24 protein-coding genes, 3 pseudogenes and 2 riboswitches are annotated in these 25,825 nt (G+C 71.3%); of the genes and pseudogenes, 9 read left to right on the top strand and 18 right to left on the bottom strand.

Annotated features, from left to right (window positions below):
* Positions 1–14 precede the first annotated feature (14 nt).
* The gene (gene mnmA, locus CP975_RS25120; RefSeq protein ID WP_055534383.1) at positions 15–1,145 is read right to left on the bottom strand and encodes a tRNA 2-thiouridine(34) synthase MnmA; all 1,131 of its coding nucleotides are present in this window, start codon (positions 1,143–1,145) and stop codon (positions 15–17) included.
* A 67-nt stretch (positions 1,146–1,212) separates the two neighbouring features.
* Between mnmA and CP975_RS25115 the strand changes: the two genes are divergently transcribed.
* Positions 1,213–1,896 carry an N-acetylmuramoyl-L-alanine amidase gene (locus tag CP975_RS25115; protein WP_055534363.1) on the top strand — a complete coding sequence of 228 codons (684 nt, stop codon included), beginning with the start codon at positions 1,213–1,215 and terminating at the stop codon, positions 1,894–1,896.
* 31 nt (positions 1,897–1,927) lie between these two features.
* Here CP975_RS25115 and CP975_RS25110 read toward each other — a convergent pair whose 3' ends face one another.
* The 3 genes from CP975_RS25110 to CP975_RS35115 are packed head-to-tail and all read right to left on the bottom strand — an operon-like array spanning position 1,928 to position 3,653.
* The gene (locus CP975_RS25110) at positions 1,928–3,097 is read right to left on the bottom strand and encodes a cysteine desulfurase family protein (protein WP_055534365.1); all 1,170 of its coding nucleotides are present in this window, start codon (positions 3,095–3,097) and stop codon (positions 1,928–1,930) included.
* A gap of 48 nt (positions 3,098–3,145) precedes the next feature.
* Positions 3,146–3,448, bottom strand: a complete 303-nt coding sequence (locus tag CP975_RS25105) for a hypothetical protein (protein ID WP_055534367.1) — start codon at positions 3,446–3,448, stop codon at positions 3,146–3,148.
* 52 nt (positions 3,449–3,500) lie between these two features.
* Positions 3,501–3,653 carry a hypothetical protein gene (locus tag CP975_RS35115; RefSeq protein ID WP_167532730.1) on the bottom strand — a complete coding sequence of 51 codons (153 nt, stop codon included), beginning with the start codon at positions 3,651–3,653 and terminating at the stop codon, positions 3,501–3,503.
* Positions 3,654–3,788: 135 nt separating this feature from the next.
* Between CP975_RS35115 and CP975_RS25100 the strand changes: the two genes are divergently transcribed.
* Entirely contained in the window at positions 3,789–4,436 is a 648-nt protein-coding gene (locus CP975_RS25100) for a TetR family transcriptional regulator (RefSeq protein ID WP_055534369.1), read from the top strand.
* 102 nt (positions 4,437–4,538) lie between these two features.
* Positions 4,539–5,384: an alpha/beta fold hydrolase gene (locus tag CP975_RS25095; protein WP_055534371.1), complete on the top strand. Its 846-nt coding sequence runs from the start codon at positions 4,539–4,541 to the stop codon at positions 5,382–5,384.
* On the opposite strand, the gene CP975_RS25090 is transcribed toward CP975_RS25095, so the two are convergent.
* From CP975_RS25090 to CP975_RS25040, 11 genes are all read right to left on the bottom strand, one after another.
* Positions 5,344–6,330, bottom strand: coding sequence for a helix-turn-helix transcriptional regulator (locus tag CP975_RS25090; protein ID WP_055534373.1), 987 nt, complete (start codon positions 6,328–6,330; stop codon positions 5,344–5,346). The two genes, CP975_RS25095 and CP975_RS25090, sit on opposite strands and share 41 nt — an antisense overlap.
* 80 nt (positions 6,331–6,410) lie before the next feature.
* A complete protein-coding gene (locus CP975_RS25085; protein WP_055534375.1) occupies positions 6,411–7,280 on the bottom strand; it encodes a thioesterase family protein in 870 nt (289 codons plus the stop codon).
* Positions 7,281–7,327: 47 nt separating this feature from the next.
* Entirely contained in the window at positions 7,328–8,002 is a 675-nt protein-coding gene (locus tag CP975_RS25080) for a trimeric intracellular cation channel family protein (protein WP_055534377.1), read from the bottom strand.
* Between the two features lie 277 nt (positions 8,003–8,279).
* A complete protein-coding gene (locus CP975_RS25075; protein WP_055534385.1) occupies positions 8,280–9,479 on the bottom strand; it encodes an ABC transporter ATP-binding protein in 1,200 nt (399 codons plus the stop codon).
* A 53-nt stretch (positions 9,480–9,532) separates the two neighbouring features.
* Entirely contained in the window at positions 9,533–10,630 is a 1,098-nt protein-coding gene (locus CP975_RS25070; protein ID WP_055534379.1) for an ABC transporter ATP-binding protein, read from the bottom strand.
* A complete protein-coding gene (locus CP975_RS25065) occupies positions 10,627–11,628 on the bottom strand; it encodes an ABC transporter permease (RefSeq protein WP_055534381.1) in 1,002 nt (333 codons plus the stop codon). The genes CP975_RS25070 and CP975_RS25065 overlap by 4 nt, the downstream gene beginning before the upstream one ends.
* 132 nt (positions 11,629–11,760) lie before the next feature.
* The gene (locus CP975_RS25060) at positions 11,761–13,515 is read right to left on the bottom strand and encodes an ABC transporter substrate-binding protein (protein WP_055534252.1); all 1,755 of its coding nucleotides are present in this window, start codon (positions 13,513–13,515) and stop codon (positions 11,761–11,763) included.
* Between the two features lie 103 nt (positions 13,516–13,618).
* Entirely contained in the window at positions 13,619–14,623 is a 1,005-nt protein-coding gene (locus CP975_RS25055; RefSeq protein ID WP_030785157.1) for an ABC transporter permease, read from the bottom strand.
* A gap of 298 nt (positions 14,624–14,921) precedes the next feature.
* Positions 14,922–15,695 carry an enhanced serine sensitivity protein SseB C-terminal domain-containing protein gene (locus CP975_RS25050; protein WP_030785155.1) on the bottom strand — a complete coding sequence of 258 codons (774 nt, stop codon included), beginning with the start codon at positions 15,693–15,695 and terminating at the stop codon, positions 14,922–14,924.
* A 78-nt stretch (positions 15,696–15,773) separates the two neighbouring features.
* Positions 15,774–16,556 (bottom strand): enhanced serine sensitivity protein SseB, encoded by a 783-nt coding sequence (locus CP975_RS25045; RefSeq protein WP_055534251.1) that lies wholly within the window; start codon positions 16,554–16,556, stop codon positions 15,774–15,776.
* Between the two features lie 95 nt (positions 16,557–16,651).
* Positions 16,652–17,341, bottom strand: a complete 690-nt coding sequence (locus CP975_RS25040) for an AAA family ATPase (RefSeq protein ID WP_199809560.1) — start codon at positions 17,339–17,341, stop codon at positions 16,652–16,654.
* A gap of 131 nt (positions 17,342–17,472) precedes the next feature.
* Positions 17,473–17,578: riboswitch (glycine riboswitch) on the top strand.
* A riboswitch (glycine riboswitch) is annotated at positions 17,579–17,693 on the top strand.
* A gap of 35 nt (positions 17,694–17,728) precedes the next feature.
* Between CP975_RS25040 and gcvT the strand changes: the two genes are divergently transcribed.
* The 4 genes from gcvT (at position 17,729) to CP975_RS25020 (ending at position 22,110) form a co-directional block, all read left to right on the top strand.
* On the top strand, positions 17,729–18,862 hold the full coding sequence (gene gcvT, locus CP975_RS25035; RefSeq protein ID WP_150477368.1) for a glycine cleavage system aminomethyltransferase GcvT: 1,134 nt from the start codon (positions 17,729–17,731) through the stop codon (positions 18,860–18,862).
* 58 nt (positions 18,863–18,920) lie between these two features.
* Positions 18,921–19,298 carry a glycine cleavage system protein GcvH gene (gcvH, locus tag CP975_RS25030; RefSeq protein ID WP_150477367.1) on the top strand — a complete coding sequence of 126 codons (378 nt, stop codon included), beginning with the start codon at positions 18,921–18,923 and terminating at the stop codon, positions 19,296–19,298.
* A gap of 11 nt (positions 19,299–19,309) precedes the next feature.
* A complete protein-coding gene (glyA, locus tag CP975_RS25025) occupies positions 19,310–20,569 on the top strand; it encodes a serine hydroxymethyltransferase (protein ID WP_150477366.1) in 1,260 nt (419 codons plus the stop codon).
* A gap of 155 nt (positions 20,570–20,724) precedes the next feature.
* Positions 20,725–22,110, top strand: coding sequence for an L-serine ammonia-lyase (locus CP975_RS25020; RefSeq protein WP_150477365.1), 1,386 nt, complete (start codon positions 20,725–20,727; stop codon positions 22,108–22,110).
* 49 nt (positions 22,111–22,159) lie between these two features.
* Here CP975_RS25020 and CP975_RS25015 read toward each other — a convergent pair whose 3' ends face one another.
* On the bottom strand, positions 22,160–23,767 hold the full coding sequence (locus tag CP975_RS25015; RefSeq protein ID WP_150477364.1) for an alpha/beta hydrolase: 1,608 nt from the start codon (positions 23,765–23,767) through the stop codon (positions 22,160–22,162).
* Positions 23,768–24,380: 613 nt separating this feature from the next.
* Positions 24,381–24,563, bottom strand: a pseudogene (locus tag CP975_RS35920) (GNAT family N-acetyltransferase); the annotation flags it as partial.
* Positions 24,564–24,644: 81 nt separating this feature from the next.
* Here CP975_RS35920 and CP975_RS25005 point away from each other — a divergent pair.
* Entirely contained in the window at positions 24,645–24,857 is a 213-nt protein-coding gene (locus CP975_RS25005) for an EF-hand domain-containing protein (protein WP_055530109.1), read from the top strand.
* Between the two features lie 134 nt (positions 24,858–24,991).
* A pseudogene (locus CP975_RS25000) lies at positions 24,992–25,410 on the top strand (hypothetical protein); the annotation flags it as partial.
* A gap of 25 nt (positions 25,411–25,435) precedes the next feature.
* Here CP975_RS25000 and CP975_RS36635 read toward each other — a convergent pair.
* Positions 25,436–25,630 (bottom strand): annotated as a pseudogene (locus tag CP975_RS36635) (hypothetical protein); the annotation flags it as partial.
* Positions 25,631–25,825: the final 195 nt, after the last annotated feature.

Genomic DNA, 25,825 nt, shown 5'->3' with positions numbered 1-25,825 from the left:
TTGGTTCACCGGGTTCAGGCCACCGCCACGGCCCGCTCCGTCGTCGCGATCGTCGCCGAGCCCACCACGCGCGTGCCGTCGTAGAGCACGATCGCCTGGCCGGGGGCCACGCCCCGCACGGGCTCGGTGAAGGACACCCGCAGCTCGCCGTCGACCAGCTCGGCGGAGACCTCGGTCTCGCCGCCGTGGGCCCGCAGCTGCGCCGTGTACGTGCCGGGTCCGGCGGGCGCGACCCCGCACCAGCGGGGCTTGACGGCGGTCAGGCCGGTCACGTCCAGGGCGGCGGCCGGGCCGACCGTCACGGTGTTGTTCACCGGGGAGATGTCCAGGACGTAGCGCGGCTTGCCGTCGGGGGCCGGGGTGCCGATCCGCAGGCCCTTGCGCTGGCCGATGGTGTAGCCGTACGCCCCTTCGTGCGTGCCGAGGACCGTCCCGGACTCGTCGACGATGTCGCCCTCCGCCTTGCCGAGGCGGGCGGCGAGGAAGCCCTGGGTGTCGCCGTCGGCGATGAAGCAGATGTCGTGGCTGTCGGGCTTCTTGGCCACCGCGAGCCCCCGGCGCTCGGCCTCCGCGCGGATCTCCTCCTTGGTGGTGACCGTGTCACCCAGGGGGAACATCGCGTGGGCGAGCTGCTTGTCGTCCAGGACCCCGAGGACGTAACTCTGGTCCTTGGCCATGTCGGAGGCGCGGTGCAGCTCCCGGGTGCCGTCCTCGCGGACGATCACCTTGGCGTAGTGGCCGGTGACGACCGCGTCGAAGCCGAGGGCGAGGGCCTTGTCGAGCAGCGCGGCGAACTTGATCTTCTCGTTGCAGCGCAGGCACGGGTTGGGGGTGCGTCCCGCCTCGTACTCGGCGACGAAGTCCTCGACCACGTCCTCGCGGAAGCGCTCGGCGAGGTCCCACACGTAGAACGGGATGCCGATGACGTCCGCGGCGCGGCGGGCGTCGCGCGAGTCCTCGATGGTGCAGCAGCCGCGGGCGCCCGTGCGGAACGACTGCGGGTTCGCCGAGAGGGCGAGGTGCACTCCCGTCACGTCGTGGCCGGCCTCGGCGGCCCGGGCGGCGGCGACGGCGGAGTCCACGCCGCCGGACATGGCGGCCAGGACACGGAGGGGGCGCGGGGAAGGCTGCGGGGTCTCGGTCAGATTCATAGCTCTAACAGAGTACGGGCCCGCGGGAACCGGACGCCCGTGAGTAAGCGTTGACGATCGTATGGGGGAACCAGAGGGGCAGAAGCCGGGAGGCCGCGGAGTGAGCCGGCGCGCCCTGCTGATCGGGGGCGGCGCGGCCGCCTTCGGCACGGCCGTGTTCGCCAGGGACGACCTGGGGCGGCTGTGGTGGCGCATGCCCGGTGTGGTCAAGAAGCGCAAGGAGGGCGAGGTCGACGCCAAGGGCGCGCAGTGGACCGCCGCCTCGGCCTACAACTGGCGCCGAGCGGACCGCCCCGACGACTACACCATCGACCGCGTCATCATCCACGTGGTCCAGGGCGGGTACGCGACGGCGCTGCGCGTCTTCAAGGACCCCGCCCACCGCGCCGCCACGCACTACGTGGTGCGCAAGGACGGGCATGTGGCGCAGATGATCCGCGAGCTGGACGTGGCGTTCCACGCGGGCGACAGGGGCTACAACGAACGCAGCGTGGGCATCGAGCACGAGGGCTTCGTCGACGACAAGTCGTCCTTCACGGCCGCGATGTACGCCTCGTCGGCGCGGCTCACGGCCGGAATATGTGAGCGGTACGACATCCCGGTGGACCGCAAGCACATCATCGGGCACGTCGAGGTGCCGGGCACGGACCACACGGACCCCGGCCCGCACTGGGACTGGGACCGGTACCTGCGCTTGGTCCGCGCCGCGCGCGAGCGGCTCGAAGCGCCCGGCAGGAAGGCCTAGAACCTGTCCGGCGGATCGGCTCGGTCCCGCCTCAGCTCAGCCCCGCCGTGCGCGCCCGCTCCACCGCCGGGCCGATCGCCGCCGCGACCGCCTCGACGTCCGCCTTGGTCGACGTGTGGCCGAAGGAGAAGCGCAGGGTGCCGCGCGCGAGGTCCGGGTCGGTGCCGGTGGCGAGCAGGACGTGGCTGGGCTGGGCGATGCCCGCCGTGCACGCCGACCCGGTGGAGCACTCGATCCCCTGCGCGTCGAGGAGGAGCAGCAGGGAGTCGCCCTCGCAGCCGGGGAAGGTGAAGTGCGCGTTGGCGGGCAGCCGTCCCGCCGGGGACGGGTCGCCGCCGAGGACCGCCTCGGGGACGGCCGAGCGGACCGCGGCCACCAGGTCGTCGCGCAGGGCGCCGATCTCGGCGGCGAACCGCTCCCGGTGCTCGGCCGCGTACTCCCCCGCGACGGCGAAGGCGGCGATGGCGGGCACGTCCAGCGTCCCGGAGCGCACGTGCCGCTCCTGGCCGCCGCCGTGCAGCACCGGCACGGGGCTGTACTCCCGGCCGAGCAGCAGCGCCCCGATGCCGTAGGGGCCGCCGATCTTGTGTCCGGAGATGGTCATCGCGGCGAGCCCGGAGGCGTCGAAGTCGACGGGGACCTGTCCGTAGGCCTGCACGGCGTCGGCGTGCAGCGGGATGCCGAACTCGGCGGCGACGTCGGCCAGTTCACGGACCGGCTGGATCGTGCCGATTTCGTTGTTGGCCCACATGACGGTGGCCAGGGCGACATCGTCGGGGCCGCGCTCGATCGCCTCGCGCAGCGCGTCGGGGTGGACGCGGCCGTGGGCGTCGACGGGCAGGTACTCGACGGTGGCGCCCTCGTGCTCGCCGAGCCAGTGGACGGCGTCGAGGACCGCGTGGTGTTCGACGGGGCTGGCGAGGACGCGGGTGCGGGCCGGTCGCGCGTCGCGGCGGGCCCAGTACAGGCCCTTCACGGCGAGGTTGTCGGCTTCGGTGCCGCCGGAGGTGAAGACCACCTCGCTGGGCCTGGCGCCGAGCGACTCGGCGAGCGTCTCGCGGGCCTCCTCGACGGTTCGGCGCGCCCGGCGGCCCGCCGCGTGCAGCGAGGAGGCGTTGCCGGTGGCGGCGATCTGCGCGGTCATCGCCGCGATCGCCTCCGGGAGCATCGGGGTGGTCGCTGCGTGGTCGAGGTAGGCCATGGTGCGCACGATTCTACGAGCCGTGCGGCGCCGGACGACCCGGCGGTATCAGCCTGCGACACCCCAGGACACGGTGTTGTCCATCGCGACGAGCGAGGCGAGGACCACGAGGTCGGCCACGCCGAGCCCGAGTCCGAGCAGCGCGCGGCCCCGCCGGGCGGTGCCGCGGCGCAGGGCGAGGCCCGCGAGGACGATCGCGACGGGGCCGAGAAAGATGTTCAGGACGAGCAGTCCGAGGAGGCCGCAGACGAAGGAGGCGACGGCCATGCCGTCGGTGTCCCGGCGTCCGGTGGGGCGCTCGGGGGCGCGGCCGGTGACGGGCTCGGCGGTGCGTTCGGCGGTGAGTGCCATGGTCGGACTCCTTGCGGATGGAGGTGCCGTACGGGCCGGGGGTGACGGCCGCTCAGTGGTGGCGCGTGTGGCGCTCGCGGATCGCGAAGACCGCGAGCCAGGCGCCGATGACCACGGCGGCGACCAAAGTGACCGGCAGCGGGAGGTGGGCCACGGAACCCATGGCGACACCCAGCAGGAGCAGGGCGGCGACAAGGAAGAGCATGAGATCCCTCTCCAATCGGCGAACGGGCCCTTCGAGCCCGCTCGGTGAACGCTTGTGGTAACAACTGTTCACTCACTTAGAGAGTACTCCGCTCCGCGCTTTCAAAACTCGGAGAACAGTTGTTAACTGCATGGTATGAGTCACACTCTCGGCATCCGGCAGGCCCAGAAGCAGAAGACCCGGCAGGCGCTCCTCGACGCGGCGCTCCAGCTGTTGGAGGAGCAGAGCCTCAGCAGCCTGGGCCTGCGCGAGGTCACCCGTGCCGTGGGGGTCGCTCCGACCGCCTTCTACCGGCACTTCCGCGACACCGCCGACCTCGGCGTCGCCCTCGTCGAAGAGGCGCTCGGCAGCTTGCACACGGCACTGACCGCCCTGCTCTCCGCGACCGGCGACAGCGCGGGCGAGGACGACGGGGAGGAGCGCATCGCCGCCACCGTCGATCTGATCGCCGCCTACGTCCGCACCCACCCCGCCCACGTCCGCTTCATCGCTCGCGAGAAGCACGGCGGCGTGCAGGCGGTGCGCGCCGCGATAGGCGGTCAACTCGCCCTGTTCGCCCAGGAGGTGAAGGACCAGTTCGCCCGGGAGCCGGAGGCGGCGGGCTGGGCCGAGGACGATCTCCTGATGCTCGCCGGGATGTACGTCGACCACATGGTGATGACCGCGTCGGCGCTCATGGAGGCGGAGGGCGACCCGGGAGCGACGGAGCGGGTGGCGGCCACCGCGCGCCGCCGGCTGCGGCTCGTCGGTCTCGGCCGCCGCCACTGGCTGGACGAGCACTGACCACCGGGGCCGTGGCCGCCAACTCCCCTGCCGACAGGTCCTCGACTCTCGCGGTCGGCGGGTCCTCGACTCTCACGTAAGGGGCAACTACCCTCTACGGTCATGACGAACGCGCGTGACACCTGGCCGCTCGACCGCACCTTCCCCAGCTCGTCGGGCACGATCCGCTGGGCCGCGCTCGGCCCCGCCGACGCCCCGCCCGTCGTACTGGTCCACGGCACGCCCTTCTCGTCGTACGTCTGGCGAGGCGTCGCCCGTGCCCTCGCGCGCGACCACCGCGTCCACGTATGGGACTTGGCCGGTTATGGCGCATCCGAGATGCGGGACGGGCAGGACGTGTCGCTCGCCGCGCAGGGGCGCGTCCTCGCCGAACTGCTCGACCACTGGGGCCTTGAGCGTCCCGCCGTCCTCGCCCACGACTTCGGCGGCTGTGTCGCCCTGCGCGCGCACCTGCTGCACGGCGCCCGCTACGACCGCCTCGCCCTCGTCGACCCGGTGGCCCTCGCCCCGTGGGGCTCCCCCACCTACCGGCTGCTGGGCGCGCACGCGGGGATCTTCGGCCAGCTGCCGCCCAACCTGCACGAAGCGCTCGTCCGCGAGTACGTCGGCTCCGCGAGCCACCGCGGGCTGCACCCCGCGGTCCTCGACCGGCTGGTCGCCGCCTGGTGCACGGACGAGGGCAGGCCCGCCTTCTACCGGCAGATCGAGCAGAACGACCAGCGCTACACCGACGAGATCCAGGGCAGGTACGGGGAGTTGGACCTGCCCGTGCTCATCTGCTGGGGCGTCGAGGACACCTGGATCCCGGTGGAGCGCGGCCGTGAGCTGGCCCGGGCGATCCCCGGCGCCGAGCTTCGCCTGATCGAGGGCGCGGGCCACCTCGTACAGGAGGACGCGCCCGCCGAACTCACCGGTGAACTGGACCGTTTCCTGCGTACATCGCGGTGACGGCCGCCGCGGCTGCCGCGAGTTCGTCACGCACCTCGGGCGGCGACAGCACTTCGACGTGATCGGCGAAGGGCAGCAACGTCTTGGCCTCGCCCACGAACTGATAGGCCAGCCGGACCGTGACCCACTCACCGCCGCCCGCCTCGCCCTCGCCCTCGGGCAGGTGGGTGATCGCCGTGCCGTTGAGGCGCAGGAACAGCTCGAAACGGGAGCGGCGCACCCGGGCCGTCACCTCGATGGTGCCCGGACGCTGCTCCACCTGCCGCTTCAACGCCGCCCATACGTCGGCCAGTTCGACACCGGCGCGGCGCTGGACCGGGGCGTCGGTGAGGGCCGCCGAGCGGACCCGGTCGGCGCGGAAGAGGCGCGGGCCGCCGCGCAGGTCGGCGACGAGGTACCAGACGCCGGCCTTGGAGACCAGGCCGTACGGGTCGACGGTGTACGTCCTCGGCTCCACGGTGCCGCTGTGCCGATAGCGCAGCCGCAGACGGCGGTCGGCGAAGACCGCGTCCTGGAGCACTTCCAGATCGGCGCCCGGCCCCGGCCCCGCCATCCAGCGCGAGGCGTCGACGAGGATGCGGCGGCTCGCCAGCTCGGCGCCGGGCCGGTGCGGGGCGGGCAGTGCGGCCATGACCTTGCGCAGCGCGGAGCCGAGCGCGTCGTCCAGGCCGAGCGCGGCGTGCGCGCCCTGCGCGGCGAGGACGAACAGGGCCCGCGACTCGTCGGCGGTCAGCCCCGTCACATCGGTGCGGAACCCGGCCAGCAGCTCGATGCCGCCGTGCCGCCCGCGCTCGGCGTAGACCGGGACCCCGGAGGCGGACAGGGCCTCGACGTCACGGTAGATCGTGCGGACCGAGACCTCCAGGCGCTCGGCGAGTTCATGCGCGGGCACCCGGCCGCGGGTCTGGAGCAGCAGCAGGATCGAGAGCAGCCGGTCAGCTTTCACGCCGTCCAGGATCTCCCACGCCGGCCGACCCGCATGCCCCTGTCACCCCGGCGCCCCTTTGCCCCTTTGCCCCTTTGCCCCTAGGAGAGCCGCGCCCTGGCCAGCTGGCGGGACTGCGCGACCAGGCGGTCCTCGCTGTCCCAGACCTCGGCGTCCTCCTCCAGGAAGCCGCCCGCGAGGTTCCGCGTGGTGATGGCGACGCGCAGCGGGCCCGGGGCGGGGCGGTGGCGGACGTGCACCGTGAGTTCCACCGTGGGCACCCAGCCGCTCAGGCCCATCTCGAAGGCGGTCGGCGGCAGCGCGTCCACCGCGAGCAGCAGCGACAGCGGGTCGGCGTCGCGGCCGTCCGCGAGGCCGAACCAGGCGCGCATCTCGCCCTTGCCCGAGGGCTGCCCGAGCGCCCAGCCGAGGGTGGCGGGGTCGAGCTTGAGGAAGAGGCGGTCGGCGATGGCGGAGCTGCCGGGCACCGGGCGGTGGTCCGGGGCGTCCTGGGCGCCGAAGCACTGGTCGAGGGGCGGGATCACGGGCGGCTTCGCGGTCGTACGGACGTCGTCCGGGAGCGCGTCGAGATCTCCGTACGAGGCGAGCACACGGATCCGTTCGATCTCCCGGCCCTCCTCGTCGTACTGGAAGAGGGAGGCCTGCCCGGTGGAGAGGGAGCGGCCGGCGCGCACCACGTCCGTGCGGATCACGGCGGGTCCCGGGCTGGACGCGGTGAGGTAGTGCGCGGAGATGGTGAACGGGTCGGCGTGCGGCAGGGCGTCGGCGAGGGCGCGGCCGATGACGGCCAGGAGGTAGCCGCCGTTGACGGCGCTGATGATCGTCCAGCCGGCGGAGAGTTCGGTGTCGTAGACGCCGGGCTCGCGCCGGGTGACCGCGGTGTCGCGGTCGAACTCGCTGTCGCCGATGCTCGCGGGCACCGCTGCCGGGAGGGATGCTGCCGTTGCCATGGCAGCAACGTACAACATGTAATTACTGAGCGGTAGCTTTTCACGCCCTACGGCGTCTCCCGCACCTCCGCCTCCGTCGCCGTCGACCGGCGGTTCCAGGCGCGCGGCGCCCGCCAGTGGTAGTGCAGCGCGAGGAGTCGCAGGACGAACGTCGTGACGACGGCGAGGGCGCTGGTGAACGCCGTCAGCTGGTCGTAGCGGATGCACAGGGCGACCATCGTGGCGCCCACGATGGCGGGCACGGCGTACAGGTCGCGGTCCCAGCGGACGAGCGAGGGCACTTCGTTGGCGACGATGTCGCGCAGCACACCGCCGCCCACCGCGGTCATCAGGCCGAGGGCGGCCGACGCGGTGAGGCCGAGACCGTAGTCGTACGCCTTGGTCGTGCCCGCGACGCAGAAGAGGCCGAGGCCGGCCGCGTCGAACACGTTCACCGCGAGCTGGGTGCGCTCGACCTCGGGGTGGAGGAAGAAGACCAGCGCGGCAGCGAGGAGCGGGGTGATGAAGTAGCCGAGGTCGGTGAAGGCGGCCGGTGGCACCGCTCCGATGACCAGGTCGCGGAAGAGCCCTCCGCCCAGCGCCGTGACCTCGGCGAGGACGGCGATGCCGAAGACGTCGAAGTTCTTGCGCACGGCGAGCAGCGCGCCGGAGATCGCGAAGACGAAGATCCCCACGATGTCCAGCGCGTGCTGGACGGAGGGTGTGAACAGGTCCTGGAGCACGCGCCATTGTTACCCGCGGGCGGGGCGGGCTCTTCCCCGCCCTCGCCTCGGATTGAGGGTCGGCGGGCGTTGAGCAGGGGTTTGCGCTGCTTTCCTGGCGAAAGTCTCACAGGGAATGGCAATGACACAGTTGGTTCGAGGGCAAGGCCGCCGAGGAGGCGTTCCGGGGAGCCGGCGTGTCGTCGCCGGGTCCGGCGGGGCGCCTCGCACGGGCGCCTGACGCGGACGTGCCGACGGGAGGGCGCGGTGTTCTCGCGCCCTCCCGTCGGCGGTCACGCTACTTCTCGGGCGGGTCCTGCTTGTCTGACGTCTGCTTGTCTGACGTCTGCTTGTCCGAGGACTCCCCCGCGGCCACCGCAGGCGCAGCCGGCTCCGCCGCCGTCTCCTCCGCCTTGGCGACCACCGTCACCACCTCGATCGCGTCCCTGGCGGCTGACAGCAGCTCGGTGTCCTCGGGCGCCTGGTCCTCCGCGCTCTCGGGGTGGTGGCACGCCACCTGGTGGCCCGAGGCGAGCGGGATCAGCGGCGGCTCCTTCGTCGTGCAGACCGCCGTCGCCTTCCAGCACCGCGTGTGGAAGCGGCAGCCGCTCGGCGGGTCGATCGGCGAGGGGACGTCGCCGCGGAGCAGGATCCGCTCGCTCTTGGTGCCGCGCCGCTTGGGGTCGGGCACCGGCACGGCGGAGAGCAGCGCCTTGGTGTACGGGTGCATCGGCGTGGAGTAGAGGTCCTTGCGGTCCGCCAGTTCCACGATCTTGCCGAGGTACATCACCGCGATGCGGTCCGAGACGTGCCGGATGACCGACAGGTCGTGCGCGATGATCACGTACGTGAGGCCCAGCTCGTCCTGGAGGTCGTCCAGGAGGTTGACCACCTGGGCCTGGATGGAGACGTCCAGGGCCGAGACCGGCTCGTCCGCCACCACGAGCTTGGGCCGCAGGGCCAGGGCACGCGCGATGCCGATGCGCTGGCGCTGACCGCCGGAGAACTCGTGCGGATAGCGGTTGTAGTGCTCGGGGTTGAGGCCGACGCGCTCCAGCATCTCCTGCACGGTCTTCTTCACGCCGCCCTCGGGCTTGACGCCCTGGAGCTTGAAGGGCGCGCCGACGATCGTGCCGATGGTGTGCCGGGGGTTCAGCGACGAGTACGGATCCTGGAAGATCATCTGCACATCGCGGCGGAGCGGGCGCATCTTGGCGGTGTTCAGATGCGTGATGTCCGTACCCTCGAACTCGACGCGACCGCTGGACGGTTCGAGCAGCCGGGTGATCAGCCGCCCCATCGTCGACTTGCCGCAGCCGGACTCGCCGACCACGCCGAGCGTCTCACCGGGGCGCACGTCGAAGGTCAGGCCGTCGACCGCCTGCACCGCCGCGACCTGGCGCTGGAGCAGCCCCTTCTTGATGGGGAAGTGCTTCACCAGGCCGTCGACCTTGAGCAGCGGCTCGGACGAGCCCTGCGGCTGCGCCGGGGTCGTCATCTCCTGGCCCTTCACGTCCCGGCCCTTCGCGTCCTGGCTCTTCGCGTCATCGTTCACAGCTTCGGCGCAATCTCTTCGGTCCAGATCCGGGTGCGCTCTTCCTGCGACATGTGGCAGGCGGAGTAGTGCCCGGCGGCCACCTCGCGCAGATCGGGGCGCTCGCGGCGGGTGATCTGATCCTTGGGGATGTCCGCGTAGGGGCAGCGCGGGTTGAAGGCGCAGCCGCTCGGCAGGTTGATCAGGCTGGGCGGGGAGCCCTTGACCGGGATGAGCCGCTCGGTCTCCTCGCGGTCGATGCGCGGCATCGAGCCGAGCAGGCCCCAGGTGTAGGGGTGCTGGGGCTCGTAGAAGACCTTCTCGGCCGTGCCGCGCTCGACGCACCGGCCGCCGTACATGACCAGGAGCTCGTCCGCCATCTCGGCGACCACGCCCAGATCGTGCGTGATCATGATGACCGCGGAGCCGAACTCCTTCTGCAGATCCCTGATCAGGTCGAGGATCTGCGCCTGGACGGTGACGTCCAGGGCCGTGGTCGGCTCGTCCGCGATGAGCAGCTCGGGGTTGTTGACGAGCGCCATGGCGATCATCGCGCGCTGGCGCATGCCGCCGGAGAACTCGTGCGGGTAGGCGTCGACGCGCTTGTCCGGCTGGGGGATGCCCACCCGGTCGAGCATCTCGATCGCGCGCTTGCGGGCGGTCTTCTTGTCGACGTCGTTGTGGACCCGGTACGCCTCGGTGATCTGCTTGCCGATGGAGTAGTACGGGTGCAGCGCGGAGAGCGGATCCTGGAAGATCATCGCCATCTCGCGGCCGCGCAGCTTGCGCACCACGTCGGGGTCGGCGCTCAGCAGCTCCTGGCCGTTGAGCCAGATCTCACCGGAGATCCGCGCCCTGCGGCGGCCGTACTGCCCGGCGGTGTGCAGGCCGAGGATGCCGAGCGAGGTGACCGACTTGCCGGAGCCCGACTCGCCCACGATGCCGAGGGTCTTGCCCTTCTCCAACTGGAAGCTGAGCCCGTCGACCGACCTGACCAGGCCGTCGTCGGTCGGGAAGTGCACCTTGAGGTCGCGCACCTCGAGGAAGGCGGAGGGAGCGGGCGAGTCGGCGACGGGCTCGCCCACCGCGGCTCCGCTCTTGGACAGTTCGGTCATCCCAGCCTCACTCGCGGGTCGATGACGGCGTACAGGAGGTCGACGACGAGGTTGGCCACGGCGATCGCGAGCGCCGCACACAGGGTGACGCCGAGAATGACGGGCAGGTCCTTGGTGCTGATGGCCTTGACCGCTTCGAGGCCGAGACCCGGCAGGTTGAAGGTGGACTCGGTGAGCACCGCGCCGCCCATCAGGACGCCGAGGTCGAGTCCGAAGACGGTGAGGATCGGCGTCATCGCGGAGCGCAGCGCATGCTTGCGGATGACGACGCCCTCGCCGAGGCCCTTGGCGCGCGCGGTGCGGATGTAGTCCTCGCCGAGGACCTCCAGCATCGTGGCGCGCGTGAGGCGGGCGTACATGGCGGCGTTGAGGAACGCGAGCACGATCCACGGCAGGATCAGCGTCTGGAACCAGACGTCGATTGAGTCGTCGGTGCTGAGGCTGTCGGCGATCCTCACCCAGCCCAGCTCGTGGACGAAGACGCCCATCGCGATCATGCCGGTGAAGAAGACGGGCAGCGAGACGCCGGCGAGCGCGGTGGTCATCGCGGCGCGGTCCCAGATGGTGCCGCGGCGCAGGGCGGAGATCACGCCGGTGATGACACCGCCGGCCAGCCACAGCACGCAGGCTCCGGCGGCGAGCGCGCCGGTGACGGGCAGGGCGTCCTTGAGGGTGTCCCAGACCGGCGCCTCGGTACGGAACGAGTAACCGAAGCAGGGGGCGGGGCAGTGCGTGACGTCACTTCCGTTGACGTAGTCACGGCCCATCGGGATGCCCTTGATGAAGTCCCAGAACTGGACGAGCAGCGGGTCGTCCAGGCCGAGTTTGACGCGGATGCCCTCGAGCTGCTCGGCACCCGATGCCTTGCCGGCGAAGAGGACGGCGATGTCCTGTCCCGCCCACTTGGGCAGCATGAAGAAGATGGTGAAGGTCGCGAGCAGTACGACCAGCACCATGATGATGACGGCGATCAGGCGCCGGATGAGATAAGCAAGCACTGTGCGCGGCCCGGCGGTGGCCGGCACCCCCTCGTGAGGGGTCCCGGCCACCGCCCGGGGCCATCACCTGCCCTTCGGACTGGCGGGATTCGGCGGCGGTGGGACGGTCAACTACGGGTCATGCGGGGTCGGTTACTTGACGACACCGAGCGAGACGTAGTCGTACCGGCCGTTGTAGGCGTCGTTCATGTAGGCGTTGGTCAGCCGCGACCCGCGCCAGGTGATGTTCTTCTCGTAGAGGAAGGGCATCCAGTCGGCGTTGTCGAGGATCCGCTTGTCGAGCTGCTTGTAGATCTCGCCGGCCTTGGCCGGGTCGGTCTCCGCGATCGCCTTGTCGAAGAGCGCGTCGATCTTCTTGTCCTTGATCTGCGACTCGTTGTAGTTGCCGTTGTCGATCAGGTAACGGCTGTCGAACAGCGGCTGCGCGTAGCCCTGGCCGGACGGGAAGTCCGGGCCCCAGCCGCTCATCTGCATGCTGTAGCCGCGCTTCTTCACGACGGAGGGCGAGCCGGTGATGCTGGCGGAGTCGGCGCCGTCCAGGGACTCGACGCTGACGTCGATGCCGACCTTCATCAGCTGCTCCTGGAGCGCCTCGGCGGCGTCGACCTCACCCGGGTTGTTGTTGCGGGCGGTGAGCTTGGCCTTGAAGCCGTCCGGCTTGCCGCACTTCTTCAGCTCTTCCTTGGCCTTGGCGGCGTCCGGCTTGCCCTTGCGCTTCAGCACCCCGTACGGGTCGTAGTCGCTGTGACCGGGGATCGCCACGGGGAAGGTGCTGTTGGCGATGTCACCGGCCGCGAGCTTGCCGCCGCGGGTCCGCTGGAGGCTCTCGAAGTCCGTGCCGTAGAAGACCGCCTTGCGGCAGTGCACGTTGTCGAAGGGCTTCGCGGTGTGGATCAGGGCGACGTAGCGCACGAAGGACGTGTGCATGTTGTCGACGTTGTCCTTGTGCTTCGAGACCGCGGTGACGCGACCGGACTGGGTCATGCCCGTGCCGTTGAGGTCGACGTCGTAGTCGCCCGCCATCAGCCTCTTGTCGTTCTCCTCCAGGTTGGCGGAGATCGTCACGTCGATCTTGTCGGGCAGCGCCGCGCGGATCGGGTCCGAGGACTTCTTCCACTTGTCGTTGCGGACGAGCACGATCTTCTTGCCGGACTTGTACGACTGGAACTTGTACGGGCCCGAGGAGAACGGCCGCGCGGTGTACTTCGCCTTGGTGTCCTTGGCCTGCTTCACCGGCGAACCGGTCGGCATGGCGAGGAACTGCTCGAAGTCACCGTTGCGCTTGGGCAGTTTGAAGATGATGGTCTTGTCGTCGGGCGTCTCGATCGCCTTCAGACCGCCCTTGTCCTTGTACGGGCCCTTGTACTTGGAGTCCGGGTCGAGCGCCTGCCTGATGTAGCCCGGACCACCGGTGATGGTGTCCGTCGCCCATGCGCGCTCGATGCCGTACTTGATGTCCTTGGAGGTCAGCTCGGAGCCGTCCTCCCAGGTCAGGCCGTCCCGCAGCTTGTACGTGTACGTCTTGCCGTCGTCCGAGATCTTCGCGGTGGAGGTGGCGAGGTCGGGGACCAGCTTCGTGCCCGCCTTGCCCGGCTTGGTGTCGTAGGACACCAGCTGCCGGGTGTAGAAGCGCATGAAGTCCCAGGACATGCCGTAGTACGCGCGCTGGGGGTCGGCCGAGTCGAGGTCCTGCTTGCCGACCATCCTCAGCGTGCCCCCCTTCTTCTTCGAGGGGTTGGCGACCTTGTTCAGCGCCGCGTTGTAGCCGGCACCCTTCGAGTCACCGTCACCACCGTCACCGCCGCCGCACGCCGTGGTGGTCACCAGTGCCGCGACGACGAGGGCCGCACCGCTGGTGAGCCGTCGTTTCGAGGAAACTGTGGGCATTTTCTCGTAACCTCCGAGATTCGCGGTCCCTGGCCTTGAGCTGCCGGAGAACCATGGGGTGGAGCCACCTGACATGCGGCAGGGGCGAGCCGGTTGGGGGTTTCTAGCGCGTTCCCTTCGGGTCGAGCGCGTCACGCAGCCCGTCGCCGAAGAGGTTGAAGGCCAGAACGGTGATGAAGATCGTCACGCCCGGGACGACCATGAACATCGGGTCGTGCTCGTAGGTTTCGAGCGCGTCGCGCAGCATGCCTCCCCAGGAGGCCGTCGGCGGCTTCACACCGGCGCCGAGGAAGCTCAGGGCCGCCTCCGTGAGGATGTTGGTCGGGATCATCAGCGTCGCGTAGACGGTGATCGGGGCGACCAGGTTGGGCAGCAGTTCACGGAAGAGGATGTGGCGCTTTCCGCCGCCGAGGCTGCGGGCCGCTTCCACGTACTCGCGTTCACGGAGCGAGAGCGTCTGGCCGCGGACGATCCGGCCGACGTAGGGCCAGCCGAAGAAGCCGATGACCAGGACGAGGATGCCGACGCGGACACCGCTGCCGGTGAGGCCGAGCAGGTCGTCCGGCAGGACCGAGACCAGGGAGATGATGAAGAGCAGCTGCGGGAACGACAGCAGCACGTCCATCACGCGGCTGATCAGCGCGTCGACCCAGCCGCCGAAGTAGCCCGCCATGATGCCGAAGAGCGTGCCGAGGGCGACGGCGACCACGGCCGCGAGGAACGCCACGAGCAGCGAGATGCGTGCCCCGTAGACGATCCGGCTGAAGATGTCGCGGCCCTTGTTGGGCTCCACGCCGAGGAGGAAGTCGCTGCTGATACCGCCGAGCGCGCCCTTGGGGAGGTTGGTCAGCTCGTCCAGCTCTTCCTGGTGGAAGTCGTTGGGCGGGTGGCCCAGCAGGCTCACGATCAAGGGCGCGAAGACGGCGACCAGGACGAGGAACAGCACGACGAAGGCGCCCGCGAGGGCGACCTTGTCCTGCTTCAGCCGGTTCCAGGCGATCTGCTTGAGGGACCGGCCCTCGACCTTCTTCACCCCTGCACCAGCTGCGGGGGCGACGTCCTCGGTCGGGTCCGCGTCCGCAGGTGTGTCATGCAATGGTGCCGTCATCGTGGCAGGGACCCCTCTCAACCGGTGGTGACCGGCCCGCACTTGCCGCTGTAGCGACGTGATCAGTCCGTCGTACGCAGGGGGCGAAGGCCCCTGGAGCGGGAGTCTTCATCCACGTCGCGATCTGTTACCAGACTTGACGGGGAATGGATGCGCAAACGTGATGCTGATCGAGGTGTTCCGTTATGCGGACGCGGGTGAACGATGGTCGAACACGGGGCAGTTGGGGTGCAAGGCTTCACGGGAGCCCATAGGGCCCCACCAGCATCAGAACGGACATCGCGTCCGTTCGCGCTGTTCAGTACTGCGCGGGGTAGCCGTATCCGCCCGCGGGGGCGGGGGCCGCCTGGGCATCGCGGTCGTAGAACGGCCGGGCGTTGGCCCGCAGCCACATGGCGACCGGGTCGTAGTCGTCGGACATCGCGACGGTCGAGACGGGCAGCCCCTCCGGGACGGCCGCGATGGACTGCTGCATCATCGCCCGCACCGCGTCGACCGACGGCGGCGACGTGTCGTACACATCGAGGCCGATGGCCAGATAGGGCGCGCCGAGGGCGGGCTGCACCCAGGCGCGGCGCAGCGAGCGGACCGCGGGGGTGCGGTGCGCGTTCTGCGTCAACAGGGCGTAGAACTGGGGGATCTCGATGCTCGGCTCGGTGAGCCTGAGGGGCCCGGCGGGCAGCAGGTCGAGGCCGGTGGAGATGCGGCGCAGATCGAGCCAGGGGATGCCGACGCCGCCGCCGGGGGCGTGCGGATTCAGCCACAGGCCGTAGTGGTCGGGGTAGAGGGTGCGGGCGACATCGACGCCGCGCACCACTTCGTAGCTGCGGTTCCAGCCGCTCGCGGACAGTTCCTGGGCGGAGGTCACGCAGGGGGCGTAGCCGAGGCCCTCGATCTCCATGTTCCCGTACTGGGCGTCGGGGGAGCCGGCCTGGCCGTGCCAGAGCAGCATCCACACCTGGTCGGCGGCGAGCGCGCGCAGGAGCGCCTCGTACGCGTCGTAACGCCCCGGCGTCACCTGGCGCAGCACCTGCTCCACCTGTCCGGCCGCGGCCGTGCCCGACGCACTCACCCGTAACCGCCCCTTCGTGACGAACTCAACGGACCCGAGGAATAGGCCCAGTCACTGGGCCCAAGGAATGGAACCAGCTTAAGCGGCGATCCGGTGGTAGAACGGCCGCACCGTCACGCGCAGCCAGTCGGCGACCGGGTCCTGCGCCACGTCGAGCAGGACGAGGTTCACCGGCCACGGCACGGGGACCTGGCCGAGGGCGCGGCCCAGGGCCTCCATCGGCAGGTCGCGGGCGGTGCCCTCCCAGGAGGACAGTTCGACACCGACGAAGAGGGTCGGGTCGTCCGTCTCGATGGCGGCCAGGCAGCGGCGCGCCGTGAGCACGACGCCGGCCGCCTCGAACTCCCGGCCGGCCGCGGCGAGGAAGTCCACGGGGTCCTCCTGCCAGTCCGGCTCGAAGAGGCGTACGCGGCCGCCGGTGGTGGGCCCGTCCAGCGGGGTGCGCCCGGCCCGGCACAGCTCGGCGACCGCGGGGGGCGGCAGCGGGACGCCGACCGTGCCGTCCGGGTTCAGGGCCAGGCCCAGCTGCGGGGGCAGGCCGCGGGCGAACTCGACGGCGGGTGCGACCGTGTGTCCCATGCGGTCGGCCGCCTCGCCGAGTGCCTGGCGGAACTGCTGTTCGGAGGTGAAGACGGGGACGTACGCCTGGCCGTCGATCTCCAGGGTGGGCAGGTCGAGGGTGCCGCTGTCGGGGCCCCCGCCGTTCGGCAGGGGGATCCATATCCGGCTGCGGCCGAGGACCTCCACGATCCGTGCGCCCGCCGACGCGGGGGCGCCGAGGGAGGCCGCGAGGACCTCTTCGAGTTCATTGCCCGGCCATCCGCCGTACGGATGGGCATGTGCCTGCGCCGGAAAGTCCATCTGTCCAACCCCTGCTCGCGCTGTCCAACCCCTGCCCACGACCGCTGCCCGCGGGTCGCGGCTGCCTGCGGCCGAAACCCTAGCGTCGGGCGTCCTCAGCGGTCGAAGGCGATCCCCCGCAGGACCTGCGCCGCCGCGCGGTCGAGGAGCACCGCCGAGCCGCAGCCGCGCGGCAGACGGCCGCGCTCGGCGGCACCGACCAGCCGCCCGACGGTTCTGCGGTGGCGCGCGAAGGCGTACCGGGAGACGCCGCGGCCGCGCTCGCGCTGGCCGGCGAGGGCGGTGTCCGCGGGGACGTCGAGCAGGAGCAGGTGCAGGGTCCTGCCGCGCCGCGCGGCCTCGCGGGCGAGCCAGCGGCGCACCCAGGGCTGGGTGCCGCAGTCGTGCACGACGGCGCCGGCGCCGGACCGCAGGACGCGGCGCAGCGCCGCGTAGTGCGCGAGGCGGACCAGGGGGCGGTAGAGCGCGTAGGGCAGCAGGCGCGGCATGCGGCGGGCCCAGCGGTCGCGGGTGTCCTGGGAGTCGATGCGGGGGCCCGTGACGGCCTGCCGCATCAGCGTGGACTTTCCGCCGCCGGGCAGCCCGGAGACGACGACCAGGTCGCCCTCGTCGAAGGAGAGCCGGTGGGGGCTGTGCCCGGCCCGGTGGCGCAGATCCCGGACGACGGCCACGGGGAGCCGGCCGCAGTCCTCCCCGAGCGGGGCGGCGGCCTGCTTGGGCAGCGCCACCCCCGTGGTCGTGGCGTACACACTCGTCCTGCTGCGCACCGTGATCTGCCTCCCCATAGCGGTCACGTACTGCTTTCCCCGGCAAGTGTAAAGAGAAGGTAATGCCGCACAAGGGGATTACTCGACCATGAGTCCCCCTCGTCCACCTCGCGTGCAATGATGTGCGCGCCAACTCCATACCGGCCGTTTGAATCCGCGCGGGAGAGTTCCCGGCAGGCGTCGTACGACGCTCCGGGGCGCCGAAGGAGCAAGTCCCTCCCTTGAATCTCTCAGGCCCCGTACCGCGCGGGCGAGGCACATCTGAAAAGCGGGCCGGCAGCCGTCGGCTCCACCCAAGGTGCAAGCCGTGACCCTCGCAGGCCGAGTGGTCGTGGCGAACCTCTCAGGTTCCGATGACAGATGGGGAGGATCGACCTCGCCCGTCATGCCCTGGGAGTTCCCTTCATGAGCACTGCCCCCCGTCTGACCGCCCTCGACGCCGTCCATCGGTCGCTCGGCGCGACCATGACCGACTTCGCGGGCTGGGACATGCCGCTGCGGTACGGCAGCGAGCGCGACGAGCACAACGCCGTGCGCACCAAGGCCGGTCTCTTCGACCTCTCCCACATGGGCGAGATCACCGTCACCGGCCCGGCGGCCGCGGACTTCCTGAACTTCGCGCTGGTCGGCAACATCGGCTCCATCGGGGTCGGCCGCGCCCGCTACACGATGATCGTCGCCGAGGACGGCGGCATCCTGGACGACCTGATCGTCTACCGGCTCGGCGAGCCCGAGGCCCCCGAGTACATGGTCGTCGCCAACGCCTCCAACGCCCAGGTCGTCCTCGACGCGCTCACCGCCCGCGCCGAGGGCTTCGACGTGGAGGTCCGCGACGATCGCGACGCCTACGCGCTGCTCGCCGTCCAGGGCCCCGAGTCCCCCGGCATCCTGAAGTCCCTGACGGACGCCGACCTGGACAACCTGAAGTACTACGCGGGCCTGCCCGGCACCGTCGCGGGCGTCCCCGCGCTGATCGCCCGCACGGGCTACACCGGCGAGGACGGCTTCGAACTGTTCGTCGCCCCCGGTGACGCCGAGAAGCTGTGGGGCGCGCTGATGGAGGCGGGCACGCCGGTCGGCCTGGTCCCCGCGGGCCTCTCCTGCCGCGACACGCTGCGCCTGGAGGCGGGCATGCCGCTGTACGGGCACGAGCTGACCGCCGAGCTGACGCCGTTCGACGCGGGGCTCGGGCGGGTCGTGAAGTTCGAGAAGACGTCGCGGTCCGAGACCTTCGTGGGGCGCGCGGCGCTCGCGGCCGCCGCCGAGCGCGCCGAGTCCGCCCCGCCGCGCAAGCTCGTCGGCCTGATCGCCGCGGGCCGCCGCGTCCCGCGCGCGGGCTTCCCGGTGGTCGCGGACGGCAAGGTCATCGGCGAGGTCACCTCGGGCGCCCCGTCCCCGACGCTGGGCAAGCCGATCGCGATGGCGTACGTCGACGCGGAGCACTCGGCCCCGGGCACGCCCGGCGTCGGCGTGGACATCCGTGGTACCCACGAGCCGTACGAGGTCGTGGCGCTGCCGTTCTACAAGCGCCAGAAGTGACTGCCCGCACATCGTCCCCGTTCCGCAGCACCCACCCGCGTACAGGAGAATTCAGGTCATGAGCAACCCCCAGCAGCTGCGTTACAGCAAGGAGCACGAGTGGCTGTCGGCCGCCGAGGAGGGCGTGTCGACGATCGGCATCACCGAGCACGCGGCCAACGCGCTCGGCGACGTCGTCTTCGTGCAGCTTCCGGAGGTCGGTGACACGGTGACCGCGGGCGAGACCTGCGGTGAGCTGGAGTCGACCAAGTCGGTCAGCGACCTCTACTCCCCGGTGACCGGCGAGGTCGTCGAGGCCAACCAGGACGTCGTGGACGACCCCTCGCTGGTGAACTCCGCGCCGTTCGAGGGCGGTTGGCTCTTCAAGGTCCGGACCACGGAGGAGCCGAAGGACCTGCTCTCCGCGGACGAGTACACCGAGTTCTCCGGCAGCTAAGGATCTCCCCGATGTCGCTTCTGAACACCCCTCTCCACGAGCTGGACCCGGACGTCGCCGCCGCCGTCGACGCCGAGCTGCACCGCCAGCAGTCGACCCTGGAAATGATCGCCTCGGAGAACTTCGCTCCGGTCGCCGTCATGGAGGCCCAGGGCACGGTCCTCACCAACAAGTACGCCGAGGGCTACCCCGGCCGCCGCTACTACGGCGGCTGCGAGCACGTCGACGTCGCCGAGCAGATCGCGATCGACCGCGTCAAGGAGCTGTTCGGCGCCGAGTACGCCAACGTCCAGCCGCACTCCGGCGCCTCCGCCAACCAGGCCGCCCTCTTCGCGATCGCCCAGCCCGGCGACACGATCCTCGGCCTGGACCTGGCGCACGGCGGCCACCTCACCCACGGCATGCGCCTGAACTTCTCCGGCAAGCAGTTCAACGTGGTCCCGTACCACGTGGACGAGGCCGGTCTGGTCGACATGGCCGAGGTCGAGCGCCTGGCCAAGGAGAACAGCCCGAAGGTGATCATCGCGGGCTGGTCCGCCTACCCGCGGCAGCTGGACTTCGCGGAGTTCCGCCGGATCGCCGACGAGGTCGGCGCGTACCTGTGGGTCGACATGGCGCACTTCGCCGGCCTGGTCGCCGCCGGGCTGCACCCCAACCCGGTGCCGTTCGCGGACGTGGTGACCTCCACCACGCACAAGACGCTGGGCGGTCCGCGCGGCGGCATCATCCTGGCCCGCAACAAGGACTTCGCGAAGAAGCTGAACTCCGCGGTCTTCCCCGGCTTCCAGGGCGGCCCCCTCGAACACGTGATCGCCGCCAAGGCCGTCTCGTTCAAGGTCGCCGCGAGCGAGGAGTTCAAGGAGCGCCAGCAGCGCACCCTGGACGGTGCCCGCATCCTGGCCGAGCGCCTGGTGCAGGACGACGCCAAGGCCGTCGGCGTCGACGTCCTGTCCGGCGGCACGGACGTGCACCTGGTCCTGGTGGACCTGCGCAACAGCGAGCTGGACGGCCAGCAGGCCGAGGACCGCCTCCACGAGGTCGGCATCACGGTCAACCGCAACGCCATCCCGAACGACCCGCGCCCCCCGATGGTCACCTCGGGCCTGCGGATCGGCACCCCGGCGCTCGCCACGCGCGGCTTCCAGGAGGAGGACTTCCGGGAGGTCGCCGACGTCATCGCCGAGGCCCTCAAGCCCGGCTTCGACGCAGACGCCCTCAAGGCGCGGGTCTCGGCTCTGGCGGCCAAGCACCCCCTGTACCCCAACCTGTAGCATTTTCGTACGCTTTTCCTCGTACGAAACTTCGGGGCACCGCGCACACTGGAAGTGAACACAGTGAGTGCGGTGCCCCGGCTCATGCCCGGCGCACGCCCTGCTTTCTGCACCATCCGGCAGACGACGGCGTCTACCAACCATTGGAGTCTTCCGTGGCCATCTCGGTCTTCGACCTGTTCTCGATCGGCATCGGCCCGTCCAGCTCCCACACGGTCGGTCCGATGCGGGCCGCCCGCATGTTCGCGAGCCGCCTGAAGAACGAGGGCCTCATGGCCCACACCACCGCCATACGGGCCGAGCTGTACGGCTCGCTCGGCGCGACCGGCCACGGCCACGGCACCCCGAAGGCCGTCCTGCTCGGCCTGGAGGGCGAGTCGCCCCGCACGGTGGACGTGGAGAGCGCCGACGGCCGTGTCGAGGAGATCAGGAGCAGCGGACGCCTCAGCCTCCTCGGCGCGCACGAGATCGCCTTCGACTTCGACGAGGACCTGGTCCTGCACCGCCGCAAGGCCCTGCCGTACCACGCCAACGGCATGACGATCTTCGCGTACGACCGTGAGGGCGCCCTCGTCCTGGAGAAGACGTACTACTCCGTGGGCGGCGGTTTCGTCGTCGACGAGACCGTGCTCAATCAGGAGGGCGCCGCTGGCGAGAACCCGATCGTGCCGGACGACACCGTCCTCAAGTACCCCTTCCGCACCGGCGACGAGCTGCTGCGGCTCGCCAAGGAGACCGGCCTGTCCATCTCCGCGCTGATGCTGGAGAACGAGAAGGCCTGGCGCACGGAGAAGGAGATCCGCGAGGGCCTCCTGGAGATCTGGCGGGTCATGCAGGCGTGCGTCTCCCGCGGCATGTCCCGCGAGGGCATCCTGCCGGGCGGTCTCAAGGTCCGCCGCCGCGCCGCCAACTCGGCCAGGCAGCTGCGCGCCGAGGGCGACCCGCAGGCCCGCGCGATGGAGTGGATCACCCTCTACGCCATGGCCGTCAACGAGGAGAACGCCGCGGGCGGCCGCGTGGTCACCGCCCCGACGAACGGCGCCGCGGGCATCATCCCCGCCGTCCTGCACTACTACATGAACTTCATCCCCGGGGCCGACGAGGACGGCGTGGTCCGCTTCCTGCTGGCCGCGGGCGCGATCGGCATGCTCTTCAAGGAGAACGCCTCGATCTCCGGTGCCGAGGTCGGCTGCCAGGGCGAGGTCGGTTCCGCCTGCTCGATGGCGGCGGGCGCGCTCGCCGAGGTCCTCGGCGGCTCCCCGGAGAAGGTCGAGAACGCCGCCGAGATCGGCATGGAGCACAACCTCGGCCTGACCTGCGACCCCGTCGGCGGCCTCGTCCAGATCCCGTGCATCGAGCGCAACGGCATGGCGGCCGTGAAGGCCGTGACCGCCGCGAAGATGGCGATGCGGGGCGACGGCTCCCACAAGGTGTCCCTCGACAAGGTCATCAAGACCATGAAGGACACGGGCGCCGACATGAGCGTCAAGTACAAGGAGACGGCGCGGGGCGGGCTCGCGGTGAACATCATCGAGTGCTGAGGCGTCGTCCTCGGTTCGGGGCGCCGCGCGCGCGGGTCGGCAGGTGGTGTCAGCAGATGGTGTCGGCCCCGATCCGCTTCAGGTCGATGAGGTAGTCGTCCACGGCGTCCGTGACGCAGGCGTTGCTCCGGCCGTACGCGGTGTGGCCCACGCCCTCGTACGTCAGGAGCATCCCGCCGGGGAACTGCTCGGCGAGGCTCCGGGCCTCCTCGTACGGCGTCGCGGGGTCGCCGGTGGTGCCCACGACCAGGACCGGGGGGACGCCCGCGGCGCGGACGCGGTGCGGGCGCTGCGTGCCCGCGGGCCAGTCCTTGCAGGTCAGTTCGTCGACGACGCTCGATGTGCCGTAGACGCCCGCGGCCTTCTCGGCGGGTGCCAGGGCCTTCCAGTAGGGTCCCGCCGCGCGCGGGTGGGGCGTGTCCAGGCAGCTGACGGCGAGGAGGGCGTCGTCGTCGTTGCCGGCCTCTCGCCTCTTGCTACGGGCGTTTCCGGAAGCGTCATCTCCGGAGGCGTCATCTCCGGAGGCGTCGTCGCCCTCCGCCAGCTCGGCGAGGCGGGTGGCGTCGCCGTCGGCGGCCTCGGCCAGCGCGTCGGAGAGGGCCTCCCAGTCGTCCTCGGGGCTGTACATGGCGTCCGTGACGACATCGAGCAGGGTCCGCGCGTCGACCTCGTACGCCTCTTCGTCGCTGACCGGCAGCGGCTCGCGCGCCGCCTCCTCGAACAGCCTGTCGAGCACGCCGGATATCTCCGCCGGGCTCGTGCCGGGGCAGCCGGCCCCCGCGATGTCCGCGCAGTACTCGGCGTAGTCCTCGACGGCCCTGCGGAACCCGGCGCCTTGGCTGATGGCCCGCTGCGACCAGTTCAGGGACGGGTCGGTCGCGCCGTCCAGGGCGAGGGCGCGGACGCGGTGCGGGAACTGTTCGGCGTACGACGTGCCGAGGCTCGTCCCGTAGGACCAGCCGAGGTAGCTCAGCTTCCGGTCGCCCAGTGCCGCCCGCAGGACGTCCAGGTCGCGGGCCGCGTCATCGGTTCCGACCTGGCGCAGGATGCCGCCGCTGCCCTTCGCGCAGGCCTCGGCGTCGGCGCGGGCGGCGGCGAGGGCGCGGGCGCGGTCGCCACGGGTCCTGGGGGTGAGGGGCTCGGGGGCGTCGTCCGCCGCGCCCTCGTCGTCGGGCTCCGCGCACGTCACGGCGGGCCGGCTGCCGCCCACGCCCCGCGGGTCGAAGGAGACGATGTCGAACCGGGCGCGCACCTCCTCGCTGAAGACCTCGCCGCTGTCCGACTTGAGGTCGCTCACTCCGGAGGCTCCGGGACCGCCCGGGTTGTAGACGAGCGAGCCGATGCGGTCGTGCTTGCCGGCGGTGGCCGCCTTCGCGACCGGCAGGACGAAGGTCTTGCCGTTCCGCGGGTGGGCGTAGTCCCGGGGGACGGTGAGGCGGGCACAGCTCAGACCGTCACCGCACGGACGCCACGCCAGCTCCTGCCCGTAGAACCGCTGAAGCCCGGGCCGCACCGAGGGGTCACCGCGCTCCCCGGACGCCTGACCGCCTTCCCCGCTCCCGGCGGTGCACGCGGTGAGCGCGAGGGCGACGAGCGCGGTGAGCGCGAGGGCCAGGGGGCGGCGTGGGTGAGCGGCGGTGTGGGGTGCGGGGTGCACGGGGGGGCTCCCGGGATTTTCGCGGCGGTGGCGGGGGGGCCGTCTACAACGCCCTCGGCTGGGGCTGTAGGGGTGGCCGCTGTAGGACGGCGACGGCGGGGCCGCGGTTGCGCCGGAGCACCGGCGTGGCGGACGCCACAGGACGCGGCCGCGCCCGGCTCAAGGCATAGCGGACGCCAGGGACCCCGGGCAGGCTGGAACGCGTTACGCCTGACTCGGGGCACAGCCGACACCCCAGACCCCGGCAGCTCGAACGCGGCCGTGCCCGACTGCGATGCGGTCGCGTGTCGCGGGTCCGGTCTCCGACCGCGTACGGGCGGCCGGGCCCCGGCGGCGTGGGGCGGCGGCCCCCGTGTCGGGCCGGACGTCAAGAGCGGGGGGCCTTCACCGCCGACGCGAGGTGCAGCCGCGTGGAGAGGACCTCGGCGGGCCGACGCCACGGACCCCGACCGGCTCGAACTCGGTCGTGCCTGGGCGGGCGCGGCAGCGAAGAGTTTGCTCGCCCGGCGTGGAACAGGCCCCGCTGCTCACCGCGCGAAGAACAGGGCCTCCGACCCCACCGGCCGGTACCCCGCCGCCTGGAAGGCCCGCACGCTGCGCGCGTTGCCCGGTGCGTGGACCGCACCCACTCCGGGTCCTCGTCGGTGAAGACGACGGAGTGCGCCGTGAACGCGATCACGCCCGCGTCGCGGTGGGCGGCCTGCGGCACGACCGTGGTGGAGCCGTCCGGTGGCGGGAACACACCGCGCGCGGCGGCGTCCAGGAGCGCCCCGAGGGAGGCTGAGGCACTGGCCATGGGCGTACTCCTTGTGATGCGGACCGGGGACGGCCGTTACCCTGACCCCCGTCAGTAGTGCACCAAGAAGGGGTGGATCCGGTGGCGGACATCGAGGAAGCGCGCAGGACGTTCGACCAGTTCGACGCGGACGGCGACGGCTTCATCACGGCGGCCGAGTGGAAGAGCGCCATGGCCAAGATGGGCGACTTCTACATGACCGAGACGGTGGCCGAGGCCGTCATCGGCGCGAAGGACAGCGACGCGGACAAGCGCCTGTCGTTCGACGAGTTCTGGGCGAGCCTGAAGAAGTAGGCGGAGCGGGAGGGGCCCGGCGCACGTGGTGTGCCGGGCCCCTTCGCGATGCCGGTCAGCGGTGCCCGCGACCGCCGCGTTCTCCCGGCTGCCGGTGCCGCCCCCAGCCCGCGGCCCGCCAGCGGCGCGGCGAGTCCCCGGTGGTCGGCGCGCACAGCGTCGGCGCCCCGGACGGCGGGCCCTCGATGCCGCTGACCGGCTGGTCGACGACCGGCGGTGACCTGCGGATACCGCACTTCTCCGGCATGCACGCGCTCCAGCTGCTCCCGCTGCTGCTCACGGCGCTGATGGCTCTCGCGCCACGCGTGGCCCGCCTCGCCGACGAGTGCGTAGCCTGCGGCTCGTCCTGGTGGGCTCGGCGGCGTACGCGGCGCTCTTCGCCCTGGTCACCTGGCAGGCACTGCGCGGGCAGCCGCTGATCCACCCGGACTGCGCGACCCTGACGGCGGCCGCACTGATCGCGGGCGCCACGGCCGCGGAAACCTGCGCGGCCCTGCGGACCCCGGCCGGACCCGCCACTCCCTCCACCACGGAAATCGAGGTCGCCGCATGACCGGTACCCTCCTCGAACTCGCCTTCTACCTGGCCGCCCCGGTCTGGCTCCTCATGATCCTCGCGCCGAACGGGAGACCGACCGCGCGCGCCAACGGCGCGGGCGCGATCTGGGCGCAGGTCATCGCCCGGCCCGGCGCGAGACCGAACTCCCGCCTGAACGTCTTGGCGAAGGCGCACTCCGTCGCGTATCCGGCACGTTCGGCCGCCGACCGCAGCGGAGCACCGGCCGGCGGTCGCCGAGGTCTTCGAGGGCCTGGACCGGATCCGGGACACGCACCGCCTGCTGGAGACGAACGGGCACGTGGGGTAGACGTCGCGAAGGCCCGAGGCCCGGCCGTGCGGTCGAACGATGATCCGTTCGGCGTGCCCGGAATACCCCGGGCGGTTCCGGAGGTTACCTCCGTTACGACCGT

The organism is Streptomyces alboniger (assembly GCF_008704395.1).
Taxonomy (GTDB): domain Bacteria; phylum Actinomycetota; class Actinomycetes; order Streptomycetales; family Streptomycetaceae; genus Streptomyces; species Streptomyces alboniger.
This window is presented reverse-complemented; position numbering and strand designations above follow the sequence as displayed.